General features: G+C 60.0%; 11 protein-coding genes. 3 read left to right on the forward strand and 8 right to left on the reverse strand.

Features of this window, described 5'->3' with window-relative positions:
* Positions 1-57: 57 nt before the first annotated feature.
* Positions 58-1,161 (reverse strand): enoyl-CoA hydratase/isomerase family protein, encoded by a 1,104-nt coding sequence (locus ACXPVS_RS19580; protein WP_458511403.1) that lies wholly within the window; start codon positions 1,159-1,161, stop codon positions 58-60.
* 132 nt (positions 1,162-1,293) lie between these two features.
* Between ACXPVS_RS19580 and ung the strand changes: the two genes are divergently transcribed.
* Positions 1,294-1,986 carry a uracil-DNA glycosylase gene (gene ung, locus ACXPVS_RS19585; RefSeq protein WP_458511404.1) on the forward strand — a complete coding sequence of 231 codons (693 nt, stop codon included), beginning with the start codon at positions 1,294-1,296 and terminating at the stop codon, positions 1,984-1,986.
* Positions 1,987-2,029: 43 nt separating this feature from the next.
* Here the strand turns inward: ung and ACXPVS_RS19590 are convergent, their stop codons facing one another.
* The 5 genes from ACXPVS_RS19590 to ACXPVS_RS19610 are packed head-to-tail and all read right to left on the reverse strand — an operon-like array spanning position 2,030 to position 7,405.
* Positions 2,030-3,070, reverse strand: a complete 1,041-nt coding sequence (locus ACXPVS_RS19590) for an AbrB family transcriptional regulator (RefSeq protein ID WP_458511405.1) — start codon at positions 3,068-3,070, stop codon at positions 2,030-2,032.
* Positions 3,063-4,577 carry a tripartite tricarboxylate transporter permease gene (locus ACXPVS_RS19595; RefSeq protein ID WP_458511406.1) on the reverse strand — a complete coding sequence of 505 codons (1,515 nt, stop codon included), beginning with the start codon at positions 4,575-4,577 and terminating at the stop codon, positions 3,063-3,065. Before ACXPVS_RS19595 ends, ACXPVS_RS19590 begins: the two co-directional genes overlap by 8 nt.
* A 1-nt stretch (position 4,578) precedes the next feature.
* On the reverse strand, positions 4,579-5,037 hold the full coding sequence (locus tag ACXPVS_RS19600; RefSeq protein WP_458511407.1) for a tripartite tricarboxylate transporter TctB family protein: 459 nt from the start codon (positions 5,035-5,037) through the stop codon (positions 4,579-4,581).
* A gap of 58 nt (positions 5,038-5,095) precedes the next feature.
* Positions 5,096-6,073, reverse strand: a complete 978-nt coding sequence (locus ACXPVS_RS19605) for a Bug family tripartite tricarboxylate transporter substrate binding protein (RefSeq protein WP_458511408.1) — start codon at positions 6,071-6,073, stop codon at positions 5,096-5,098.
* 39 nt (positions 6,074-6,112) lie between these two features.
* The gene (locus tag ACXPVS_RS19610) at positions 6,113-7,405 is read right to left on the reverse strand and encodes an OprD family porin (protein ID WP_458511409.1); all 1,293 of its coding nucleotides are present in this window, start codon (positions 7,403-7,405) and stop codon (positions 6,113-6,115) included.
* Positions 7,406-7,625: 220 nt separating this feature from the next.
* Here ACXPVS_RS19610 and ACXPVS_RS19615 point away from each other — a divergent pair, with 220 nt between their 5' ends.
* On the forward strand, positions 7,626-8,297 hold the full coding sequence (locus ACXPVS_RS19615) for a response regulator (protein WP_123366793.1): 672 nt from the start codon (positions 7,626-7,628) through the stop codon (positions 8,295-8,297).
* Positions 8,290-9,678 carry a sensor histidine kinase gene (locus ACXPVS_RS19620; RefSeq protein WP_458511410.1) on the forward strand — a complete coding sequence of 463 codons (1,389 nt, stop codon included), beginning with the start codon at positions 8,290-8,292 and terminating at the stop codon, positions 9,676-9,678. Before ACXPVS_RS19615 ends, ACXPVS_RS19620 begins: the two co-directional genes overlap by 8 nt.
* A 60-nt stretch (positions 9,679-9,738) precedes the next feature.
* Here the strand turns inward: ACXPVS_RS19620 and ACXPVS_RS19625 are convergent, their stop codons facing one another.
* Together ACXPVS_RS19625 and ygfZ are read right to left on the reverse strand one after the other, a co-directional pair.
* Positions 9,739-10,560 carry an HDOD domain-containing protein gene (locus ACXPVS_RS19625; protein WP_458511411.1) on the reverse strand — a complete coding sequence of 274 codons (822 nt, stop codon included), beginning with the start codon at positions 10,558-10,560 and terminating at the stop codon, positions 9,739-9,741.
* Between the two features lie 34 nt (positions 10,561-10,594).
* Complete coding sequence (gene ygfZ, locus ACXPVS_RS19630; RefSeq protein ID WP_458511412.1) at positions 10,595-11,536, reverse strand: CAF17-like 4Fe-4S cluster assembly/insertion protein YgfZ; 942 nt, start codon at positions 11,534-11,536, stop codon at positions 10,595-10,597.
* Positions 11,537-11,655: the final 119 nt, after the last annotated feature.

Consider the following 11,655-nt stretch of genomic DNA (forward strand, 5'->3'; position numbering starts at 1 on the left):
ACTCATGAAAAAACGGCGCATGAAGCGCCGCTTTTTTATGCCCGGATTTCAGCATTCCTAGAGGTCGGCCAGAGGATGCCGACCTTCCCAGGCCTTGTGGAAATGCGCTTCTACCACTGCGTCCGGCAAATTATTGATGTCTGGCCAGTGCCAATGCGGTTTTTGATCCTTGTCGATCAACCGTGCGCGCACGCCTTCGCTGAACTCAGGATGACGGCAGCAGTTGAGGCTCATGGTGTATTCCATCTGAAAGACTTGAGCCAGGGACATGTGCCGGGCGCGGGCGATCTGTTCCCACACCAGATGAGCGGTCAGGGGCGACCCTTCGCTCATGGTTTTCGCGGCACGGCTGAGCAGCAGATCCGTGTTGTCGCGCAACTGGCTGATGGCCTTCCAGGCGCAGCGCACGTCACTGACATCCAGCAGCTCATCGATCTGCTGGCGTCGCGGTAGCCACTGGGCTTCAGGCATTTGCGCGATCGCTTCCTGCTGCAAGGCCTTGAGCAGGCTGTTCAGCTGCATCGGCGTCTGTTCCTGCCAGTTCAACTGCAGCAGGCCTTCCATCAGCTCTTCCTGTTGTTCATCGAGCAGGAAACGGTCGGCCAGGTCCAGATCGATCGCATCGCGACCGTTCATATGGGCGCCGGTCAGGCCGAGGAATAACCCGAGCTTGCCGGGCAGACGAGACAGAAACCAACTGGCCCCGACATCCGGGTACAAACCGATACTGATCTCCGGCATCGCCAACCGGCTGCTCGGCGTAACAATCCGGATGCCCGCCCCTTGCAGCAGCCCCATGCCGCCGCCGAGTACGTAGCCATGCCCCCAGCAGATCAGCGGTTTAGGGTAAGTGTGCAGATTGAAGTCCAGGCGATATTCCGCCGCAAAGAAATGCGCAGCCAGCGGCGGCACTTCGCCGGGATGGGCGCGACAGGCTTCCACCAGGCTTCGTACCTCGCCACCGGCGCAAAAGGCCTTGGTGCCGTTGCCGCGCAGCACTACGCAGACGATTTGCGGTTCTTTGGCCCAGACGTCGAGTTGATCGCGCAATGCGTTGATCATCGGCAAGGACAGGGCATTGAGGGACTTTTCGGCATCCAGGCTGGCGACTCCGATGCGTGCGCCGTCGGTGCCAGTGAGTTCTTCGAAGTGCAGATTCATCGTGACCTCGATAGGGAATTTGAGCGTTCAGTATGATCGCTGTACAGGAAAGTGCCGGATCTGCGTCAGATCAATTGACAAGCGTGATGGGCTTTCCTAGGGTTCGCCCCATTGTTTTTGCCGGATGTAACCATGACTGCTGAAGACCGTATCAAACTCGAACCGAGCTGGAAGGACGCGTTGCGTGCCGAATTCGACCAGCCCTACATGGCAGAGTTGCGTAACTTCCTGCAAGAGGAGCGTGCGGCCGGCAAGGAAATCTACCCTCCAGGCCCGATGATTTTCAACGCGCTCAATTCGACGCCGCTGGATAAAGTCAAAGTCGTCATCCTCGGCCAGGACCCGTACCACGGTCCGGGGCAGGCTCACGGCTTGTGCTTCTCGGTGCAACCGGGCGTACCAACGCCGCCGTCGCTGGCGAACATCTATAAAGAGTTGAAGCGCGATCTGAACATCGACATCCCGCCCCACGGTTGCCTGCAAAGCTGGGCTGACCAGGGCGTGCTGATGATCAACACCACCATGACCGTGGAACGCGCCAACGCCAATGCGCACAAGGACAAGGGCTGGCAGTTTTTCACCGATCGGATTATTGAAGTGGTCAGCGAACACCAGCCGCATCTGGTGTTCATGCTGTGGGGCGCGCATGCCCAGGGCAAGCAGAAGCTGATTGATGCCACCAAGCATCTGGTGCTGACCTCGGTGCATCCGTCACCGCTGTCCGCCTATCGTGGCTTTCTCGGGTGTGGGCACTTCAGTCGAACCAATAAGTTTCTGGAGCAGAATGGCGAAATGCCGATCGAATGGCGGTTGCCGCCAGTCTAAAAAGCATCGCGAGCAAGCTCGCGATGGGGTCGACTCGGTCTAGTCAGACAGAATCCGGCACCCGATTCCAATACTTGAACAACGGCTCCGCCAGAAACAACACAAACAGCAGTCGCATCACCTGCATCGCCGTCACCAACGGTACCGACAACTGCAATGTTTCTGCCGTCAGGCTCATCTCCGCAATCCCGCCGGGCATCATGCCTAAGGTCAGCGAACGCAAATCCAGATGCGTCAGCGCACTCAACCCCAATGCTGCCAACGTGGCGATCAACATGGTCAGCACCGTGCCGATCAAGGTCCGTCCCATAAAAGAAGGCGCCCGCCGGAAAAACTGTCGATTGAAGTGACACCCCAACCCGCTGCCAATCAGCCATTGGCCGATTTGGCTGCCGCCATTGGGCAAACTGATGTGCAGATCCCAGCCAATGCTCACCGCCGCACTCACCAGCAAGGGTCCGAACAGCCACGGATTGGGTTGACGCAGACGCTCCCAGAGCCAGGCGGCGAGGGCTCCCGCCGGAAACAGAAGCGCCAGCCAGCGCCAGTCAACGGAAGTGGCATGGGACAGCGGTGCACCGTCACCCAACAGATACTTGAACGCCGCCGGCACACAAAGCACCACCACCAACACCCGCAGACTTTGCCCCGCCGCAACACGACTGAGCACCGCGCCGTTACGCGCGCCGAGGTTGACCATCTCCCCGGAGCCGCCCGGCATGCTGGAAAAGAACGCGGTGGCGCGATCTTCACCGGTGCGCCGCATCAACCAGACCCCGACCACGGCCGACAGGCTGGTGACCAACGCACCGAAGAAAATCAGACCGAAGTGGCTCAGGACCTGCTCCATCACCACTGGGGTGAAGTGCAGGCCGATACCGATGCCAACCATCCACTGGCCGCACTTGCGGCCGCCAGGGATTTGCGCCAATTGCCAGGGTGTCAGGCAACGCACCAGGATGATCGCCAGCAACGAGCCGACCATCCACGGCAGTGGCCAGTCGATCTGGCTGGCCAGGTAACCGCCCAGCAGACCGACCAGCGGAGTTCCCCACCAGGCTTTGAAGGGCACTCGATCAGACATCGGCGATGGCGCGACGGGCGACCGACCGTTTGCGCCAGATCCGGATGATCGGCATCAGGAGCATGATGGTGGTCAGTACCCAGCAGCCCAAGGTGATCGGGCTCGACCAGAGGATTTCCAGCGCACCGTCGGAAATCGACAGGGCACGACGCAAGTTCTGCTCCATCAGGCCACCAAGGATGAAGCCCAACAGGACCGGCGACAACGGGAAATCCAGCTTGCGCAGGATGTAACCGAAGGTGCCGATACCGATCATCAGGAACAGGTCGAAAGTGGTGGCGTGCACCGCGTAGACGCCGATCCCGGTAATGATCGCGATCACCGGCACCAGCGCCCAGTTCGGCACGGAAAGGATGCGGGTGAAGATGCGGATCATCGGGATGTTGAGGATCACCAGCATGATGTTGGCGACGAACAACGAAGCGATCAGGCCCCAGACGATGTCGGGTTGCTGTTGGAATAGCAGCGGACCCGGGGTGATGTTGTACAGCGACAGAGCGCCAATCATCACCGCCGTGGTGCCCGAACCTGGCACTCCGAGGGTCAGCATTGGTACCAGCGCGCCGCAGGCCGCGCCACCGATGGCGGTTTCCGGCGCGGCGAGGCCGCGCATGTCACCCTGACCGAACGTACCCTTGGCGCCGGCGATACGTTTCTCTGTCATGTAGGCCACGGCACTGGCGAGCGTCGCGCCCGCACCCGGCAACACGCCCATGATGAAGCCCAGCAAACCGCAACGGATGTTCACCATGAACACCGCCGAGGCTTCCTTTAAGTTGAACATCATGCGCCCGGTGGCTTTCACCGCTTCCTGGCCGCGATGAGTTTTTTCCAGCAGCAGAAGGATTTCACTGATGGAGAACAAGCCCAGTACCAACACAACGAACTGAATGCCGTCCGTCAAATGGATGTTATCCCCGGTGAAACGGTACACGCCGCTGTTGGCATCGATCCCGACGGTCGATAGAAACAAACCGATCAGCGCGGCGATAAAGGTCTTCAGTGGTCGGTCGCCGGCCATGCCGCCGAGACAGACAATCGCAAACACCATCAGCACGAAGTATTCCGCGGGTCCGAAGGCAATCGCCCATTTCGCCAGCAGCGGGGCGAACAGCACCATGCCGCAAGTCGCGATGAATGCACCGATGAACGAACTCCACGCCGACAGCGACAGCGCTACACCGGCCAGACCCTTGCGGGCCATCGGGTAACCGTCCAGGGTGGTCATGACGGTGGAGGCTTCGCCCGGAATGTTCAGCAGGATCGAACTGATCCGGCCGCCGTATTCGCAACCCAGGTACACCGCCGCCAGCAGAATCAAAGCCGACTCCGGTGGCAGGCCGAGGGCGAATGCGATCGGGATCAGCAACGCTACGCCGTTGATCGGGCCCAAGCCTGGCAACAGCCCGACAACGGTGCCGATCAGGGTGCCGCACAGCGCGGTCACCAGATTGTACGGGGTCAGCGCAACGCCAAACCCTTGTCCCAAATAGCCAAGAGTATCCATATCAGTTCTCCAGAACGTCGAGCACGCCCAGCGGCAGTGGCACGTCCATCACCTTGTCGAACAGCAGATAAAGACCGATAGCCATCAGGCTGATGATCACCGTACTGGGCAGCCAGCGGCCGCCATACAGGCGTGCCATAGGAATTCCAATCAGAATGCTGGCGACGATGAAACCAAGGGGTTCGAATGTCCCTGCGAACAACAGCAACAGCAGTACGCAGATGCCGATTTTGATCAGGGTTGCGCGGTCCAGTTTCGGGTCTTCGTCGCTGTGCACGATGGGCGTCGGCCGGAACACCATGTACAACAATCCCAGCCCCATCAGGCCGAGCATCAACAGTGGAAAAGCTCGCGGCCCCACCGGTTCGTAGGAAAAAGGCGCTTGATACGGCCACGCCATCAGCGCCAGGCCAACACAGGCCAGTAACAGCATCGAAGCAAAAATGCGTTGTAAGAGCATGCGGAACTCCTGTGCCACGACCCCGCAGAATGGGGCCGTAGCCGCTAGACAGAGGCGATCACTGAATCAGGCCGAACTCTTTGGCCAGCACTTTGTAGTCCGCGACCTGCTGCTTCACGTACGTGTCCAGTTCCGGACCGGTCATGGCGAACGGGAACAATTCACGCTGATCGCGCAACTTGGCGAAATCCTCGGAGGCCAGCAGTTTGTCGAAGGCGTCTTTCCACCATGCGTAGTCTTCGTCGCTGACTTTTGGCCCGAGGTAGAAGCCGCGAACCACGGGCCAGACGATGTCGTAGCCTTGTTCTTTGGCAGTCGGAATGTCTTTCATTTCCGGCTCGTCCAGACGGTTCTCGGAGAACACGGCCAGCAGGCGCATGTCACCGCTCTGGATGTGCGGCATGGAGTCGGAGATGTCGGTGCTGCCGATCTGGATATGGCCGCCGAGCAGGGCGGTGGCGATTTCACCGCCGCCTTCGAGGGCGACGTAACGCAGGTCGCGCGGGTTGATCCCGGCAGCCTTGGCGATCAGAGCGGTCTGCATCCAGTCCTGGCTGCCGACGGTGCCGCCGGAGCCGATCACCACTTTGCTCGGATCTTTCTTCAACGCCTTAACCAGGTCGTCCAGGGTTTTGTAAGGCGAATCGCTTTTCACCGCGATGGCGCCGTAGCTTGTTCCAACCGCCGCCAGCCAGCGCACGGCGTTTTCATCGAAACGGCCGAATTTGCCTTGGGCCAGGTTCAACAGCGAACCGCTGGACCACGCCACCAACGTACCAGCGTCGGCTGGACGCTGAGCGACCACCGCGTTGTACGCCACCGCGCCGACACCGCCGGGCATGTAGGTCACGCGCATCGGTTTGGTCAGCAGTTTTTCGTTCACCAGCGCGCTTTGCGCCAGCTTGCAGGTCAGGTCGAAACCGCCGCCGGGCGAGGCCGGGGCGATGCATTCCGGGCGTTTGGGCTCGGCGAGCAATTGGCCAGCGAACAGCAGGGCGCTGGCGGTGAGAGCAACTTTACGCAGTGATAAGTTCATTCAAGTGTCCTTGGGAGTTGTTGTTATGGGTGTACTGAATTACCAAAGGGCAACGCTATAGCTCACCAGCAGACGCACTTCATCGGCATCGCGAGCGGAGTAGTTGGAACGGTAAGTGGCATTACGCAGGCGCACGGCGACATCCTTGAGCGCGCCGCTTTGTACGACGTATTTGATTTCGGTGTCGCGTTCCCACTCTTTGCCTTCGTCACCGTTCTTGAGCTTGATGTTGTCACCGCTCAGGTAACGGCTCATGAAACTCAGGCCGGGAACCCCAAGCCTGGCGAAATCAAAGTCGTAACGTGCCTGCCAGGAGCGTTCTTCGGCGCCGGCGAAGTCGTTGATCTGAACGAAGTTGACCAGGTACGGGTCGCTGCCATCGACATAAGGGAACGCGCTGTCGCCGGACATGTGCTGATAGCCGGCGCTGAATTTATGCCCGCTCAAGGCGTAGCTGACCAAGCCGTTGAGGGATTTGTTGTCGATTTTGCCGCCACGGGCCGCGCCCTGGTCATCACTGATGGCCAGGCGCAGATCAGTGCCGAAAGTGCCGGGACCGAACGGTTGCGAGGCGACAACACCGAGAAAGTGCTGGTTGTAGACTTCATCAAGTTGCGCGAAGTGGTAGCTGCCGGTGATTTTGTCGGTGAACTTGTAGTCCACGCCGCCAAAGTCGAAATGCTTGCCGGAAACAGTGCCCGCGAAGCGGCTGTTCTTGTTGTTGAGGGCGATGTCCTCGAAGTCGGTGCTGTCGCGGTCCTTGGCTTTCTCCAGACGCCCGCCGGTGAAGGTCAGGTTCTTGATCTCTTTGGCGCTCAGCATGCCGCCTTCGAAGGTCTGCGGCAGGATGCGCCCGTCGTTGGACTTGAGGATCGGCAGTTCCGGAATCAGGCTGCCGATTTTAAGTTCCGTGGCGGAGATTTTCACTTTGCCGGTCAGGCCAAGCTTGGAGTACTCATCGGCCGCGCGGCCGTCGTCGTGGGTTGGCAGCAGGCCGGTGCCTGTGCGGTCTGGACTCGAATCGAGCTTGACCCCCAGCATGCCCAGCGCATCGATACCGAACCCTACGGTGCCATCGGTGTAACCCGATTGGAGGTTGAGCATGAACCCTTGAGCCCACTCGTCACGCTTGGATTGTTGGGCGCTGGTGCCGCTGCGAAAGTCACGGTTGAAATACATGTTGCGGGTTTCGAGGGTTGCCGTACTGTCTTCGAAGAAGGCAGCCTGGCTCAACGGCGAAAATCCGGCGAGGGCGGCGGCACTGGCAAGGGCGGTGTGGCTGAGGCGGGAAAAGCGGGTAGGCGGGCAAGCCTGAAGCTGCATGGACAGCATCTTGAAGTACTCCGTTTATTGTTCTTATTGGCGAAAACGCTTCGAGGCGTTTTTCGTATCGCACGGCAGTCGAAGCTGTCCGTGGCTGGACTCTAACCGGCCAACCTTTCGCTAACCTTTCAGAGGGCTTTCACGGTTTTCGGGCTTCACAGCGGCGGTTGCGGCTGTAAACTCCGCGCCAAAGAATGGCGCCGACCATCCCTGAACGAGGTAAAGCTCCATGCGTGTTCTGCTCGTCGAAGACCATCTTCAGCTCGCCGAAAGTGTCGCCCAGGCGCTCAAGAGCACCGGGCTGACCGTGGATGTACTGCACGACGGTGTCGCGGCGGACCTGGCGTTGAGCAGCGAGGAGTACGCCATGGCGATCCTCGACGTCGGCCTGCCGCGCATGGATGGCTTCGAAGTGCTGGCGCGCCTGCGGGCGCGGGGCAAGAACCTGCCAGTGTTGATGTTGACCGCTCGCAGCGACGTCAAGGATCGGGTCCACGGCCTGAACCTTGGCGCTGACGATTACCTGGCCAAACCTTTCGAACTGACCGAACTCGAAGCCCGGGTCAAAGCCTTGCTGCGCCGCAGTGTGCTCGGTGGTGAGCGCCAGCAGCGCTGCGGTGTGCTGGCCTATGACCTGGACACTCGGCGCTTCACCCTCGGCGAAGAGTTGCTGACCCTGACCTCCCGCGAACAGGCTGTTCTTGAAGCGCTGATCGCCCGACCTGGCCGGGTGATGAGCAAGGAACAACTGGCCTCGCAAGTCTTCGGACTGGACGAAGAGGCCAGCCCCGACGCCATCGAGATCTATGTCCATCGCCTGCGCAAAAAGCTGGACGGCCAACCGGTCGTGATCGTGACCTTCCGCGGTCTCGGCTACTTGCTGGAAAGCCGCGATGCATAAGCCCAGCAGCCTGCGTTGGCGGTTGTTGTGGAATCTGGCGCTGTTGCTGGTGGTGTTGATGTTGGCCAGTGGGTTGAGCGCTTACTGGAACGGTCGCGAAGCGGCCGATACCGCCTATGACCGGACCTTGCTGGCCTCCGCGAGGACCATCGCTGCGGGCGTCTCCCAGCGTGACGGCACGCTGAGCGCCGACGTACCGTACGTTGCCCTCGATACCTTCGCCTACGACAGCGCAGGACGGATTTTTTACTTGGTCAACGACATCAATCAGAAGCTGATTTCGGGCTACGAAAACCTTCCGCCACCGCCGCCGGGAACGCCGCGCACCGATGACTATCCGGCACTGGCGCGTTTCTATAACGCCCTATACCAGGGGCAGAACGTACGTGTGGTGAGCCTGCTCAAACCCGTGAGCGAGCCGAACATGAACGGCATGGCGGAAATACGCGTGGCAGAAACCGATGAGGCGCGGGTCAGCATGGCCCGCAGCCTGGCAGCGGACACGTTGCTGCGTCTGGGCATGCTGGCGATTGGTGCGTTGTTATTGGTGTGGTTTGCGGTCAGCGCCGCGTTGCGTCCGCTGGAGCGCTTGCGCACTGCGGTGGAAGAACGTCAGTCGGACGATCTGCGGCCATTACCGTTGGTGGAAGTGCAGCACGAATTGTGGCCTCTGGTACGCGCGCTCAATCACTTTACCGAGCGCTTGCGCGGGCAGTTCGAGCGCCAGGCGCAGTTCATCGCCGATGCCGCCCATGAACTGCGTACTCCCCTGGCGGCGCTCAAGGCACGACTGGAACTGGGTTTACGCTCGACCGAACCTGAAACCTGGCGCAGTACATTGGAAACCGCCGCCCAAGGCACGGATCGTTTGACTCACCTTGCCAATCAATTGCTCTCGCTGGCACGGGTCGAAAATGGTGCCCGGGCCATCGCCGAGGGCGGCGCTCAGTTACTTGACCTCAGCCAGTTGGCTCGGGAACTCGGTATGGCCATGGCACCACTGGCCCACGCACGCGGTGTGGCGCTGGCGCTGGAGGCGGACGAGCCAGTGTGGTTGCGCGGCGAGCCAACGCTGTTGAATGAACTGTTGAGTAATCTGGTGGATAACGCGCTGGCGCACACGCCGTCGGGTGGCAACGTGATTCTTCGGGTCACGGCACCGGCCGTGTTGGAGGTCGAGGACGACGGCCCAGGCATTCCTCTTGAAGAGCGCGATCGGGTATTCGAACGCTTTTACCGGCGCAACCAACAGGTGGCCGGTTCGGGGTTAGGGCTGGCGATTGTTGGCGAGATCTGCCGCGCGCACCTAGCTCAGATCAGCCTGCACGATGGCGAACAGGCGGGGTTGAAGGTGCGGGTGAGTTTTATTGCGGGAGAGTGATGGTGTTTGTTATGGCCCCATCGTCCGAACGCTCGCGATGGGTGCGACACGGTCTCTCGACTAATAGAACATCGACCGCGACTCTTCCAGATCGCGGCACATCGCCTCGTTCTCCGGATCAATCCCCAGCTTTTTGAACGCCGGCACGCTAAATGCGTCGATGCTTGCAAGGGGATGATCGGTGTCCTTGTGGCAATACAGGCTGGCCACTTGCACCAGATCGACGTAATCGACCCGCTCGGACTGTCGATTGAAGTCCAGATAGAGCCCCGGCACCTGCACCAGCATTTCCGGAAACTCCCAGACCCTGAGCAGTTTGTCGCCGAGCAGTGGATGAATGTGATCGATCACATGGTTGAGGCTGACCGGATCAGCCAGCAGTTCATAGTGATCTTCGGCGTAGGTCAGGATCGGCAACACACCGATCTGGTGCACCAGTCCACCAAGGGCTGCCTGATCGGGCTTGAGTGGCGTGTACCTGCGGCACAATGCATAGCTGACCCCGGCGATTTCCAGGCTTTTGCGCCAGACATCGCGCATTTTGTGTTCCACCACCTCGGAGCGGGCATGGAAAATCTGTTCCATGACCAGACCGATGGCCAGGTTGCTGCTGTAATTGATGCCCAGTCGAGTGATGGCCGTGTGCAGGTCAGTGACTTCCTGGGTCGCGCGCAACAGCGGGCTATTGACCACTTTGATCAGCCGCGCCGACAGGGCGGTATCGCGGCCGATCACTTTGCTCAGGGTGCTGACATTGATTTCCGGGTCTTCAGCAGCCTTGCGAATCTGCAGGGCCACTTCCGGTAACGTTGGCAGAACCAGGTCATCGTTATCGATGGCCTCAACCAAATCCTGTTGGATCTTTTCCGCCAGCTTGCTCATTTCGTTTCTCTAGGTATTGCGACAAATGCTGCTGTTAACGCTGGATTTCGCGATCGCGATCCAGTTCGTAAGGCAGGTCGAGCAGGTGCAGGGCTGGCCCTTCGAGCGCGCCCAAATGGATATCACCCCCTTGCGCTGCTTCGGCTTGCAGCACGGCCAGGAGTTCAATGTTTTGCTCGGCGCGGGCGGCCAGCACCACTTCGCCGATAGAGCTGCCGTGGGTAGGGGAGAACAATTGTGTGCCAGGTTCAGGCAACTCGTTGGCATCCAGTTTCAGGCGATACAAGCGGCGCTTGAGTTTGCCCAGGTACTGCATGCGCGCGACGATTTCCTGGCCGGTGTAGCAGCCTTTCTTGAAGCTCACGCCACCCACGGCTTGCAGATTGAGCATCTGCGGAATGAACAACTCGCGAGTGCTCGACATGACCTGACCGATCCCTGCGCGGATCTGGCCCAACAGCCATTGATTCAGATCGCCTTCGGCCAATACGACGGACAGCTGGCCCTTGATCAGGTTGGCCTGGTCGGCGATGACCCAAAGTTCGGCGCGGTCCGGCGAGATGCGAATGGCGATCAAGCCGTCATTGCGCGCGACGCTGTCGGTGTCGGCCGGAAGCTCAAGACCGAGGCTGATCAGTGCCGTATCGCCATGATCGATACCGAAGCGGACCCAGGCAGCGCTTTCATCGGTCAGTTTGGACTTGGAAAACACCGCATATTTTTTCAGGTCCGCCAGTTGCGGTTCCAGCAGTTCGGTGGCCATGGCCATCAGAACGCCGTCGCCTTCCAGCAGGATGCGGAAACTCGACTGCATCCGGCCCTTCTGCGTGCAGCGGGCGCCGAGGCTGGCCTGGGTGTCACTCAAATAGTTGAGGTTGCAGGTCAATTGGCCTTGCAGGAATTTGCCGGCGTCCGCGCCGCGTACTGCGAGAACGCCTTCGTGAGACAGGGTGCAGAAAAAAGCTGAATCGGCCATGGGTCATCGCAGGGTAAAGAGTCTGGGGGACATCATAAGGGGGCGCTCTCGAAATGGGTAGTTCACAAAGGATCGTTGGTAGCCGACCAAAGCCGAGTGTTCGACTCCGCACGGGGCTG

This window comes from Pseudomonas sp. Ma2-10, from assembly GCF_054330215.1.

Bases quoted from the DNA above. Each gene is read 5' to 3' on its own strand.
- ACXPVS_RS19615 (WP_123366793.1), top strand. From the start codon at position 7,626: ATGCGTGTTCTGCTCGTCGAAGACCATCTTCAGCTCGCCGAAAGTGTC.
- ACXPVS_RS19590 (WP_458511405.1), bottom strand. From the start codon at position 3,070: ATGTCTGATCGAGTGCCCTTCAAAGCCTGGTGGGGAACTCCGCTGGTC.
- ACXPVS_RS19600 (WP_458511407.1), bottom strand. From the start codon at position 5,037: ATGCTCTTACAACGCATTTTTGCTTCGATGCTGTTACTGGCCTGTGTT.
- ACXPVS_RS19605 (WP_458511408.1), bottom strand. From the start codon at position 6,073: ATGAACTTATCACTGCGTAAAGTTGCTCTCACCGCCAGCGCCCTGCTG.
- ACXPVS_RS19610 (WP_458511409.1), bottom strand. From the start codon at position 7,405: ATGCTGTCCATGCAGCTTCAGGCTTGCCCGCCTACCCGCTTTTCCCGC.
- ACXPVS_RS19620 (WP_458511410.1), top strand. From the start codon at position 8,290: ATGCATAAGCCCAGCAGCCTGCGTTGGCGGTTGTTGTGGAATCTGGCG.
- ACXPVS_RS19580 (WP_458511403.1), bottom strand. From the start codon at position 1,161: ATGAATCTGCACTTCGAAGAACTCACTGGCACCGACGGCGCACGCATC.
- ygfZ (WP_458511412.1), bottom strand. From the start codon at position 11,536: ATGGCCGATTCAGCTTTTTTCTGCACCCTGTCTCACGAAGGCGTTCTC.
- ACXPVS_RS19595 (WP_458511406.1), bottom strand. From the start codon at position 4,577: ATGGATACTCTTGGCTATTTGGGACAAGGGTTTGGCGTTGCGCTGACC.
- ACXPVS_RS19625 (WP_458511411.1), bottom strand. From the start codon at position 10,560: ATGAGCAAGCTGGCGGAAAAGATCCAACAGGATTTGGTTGAGGCCATC.
- ung (WP_458511404.1), top strand. From the start codon at position 1,294: ATGACTGCTGAAGACCGTATCAAACTCGAACCGAGCTGGAAGGACGCG.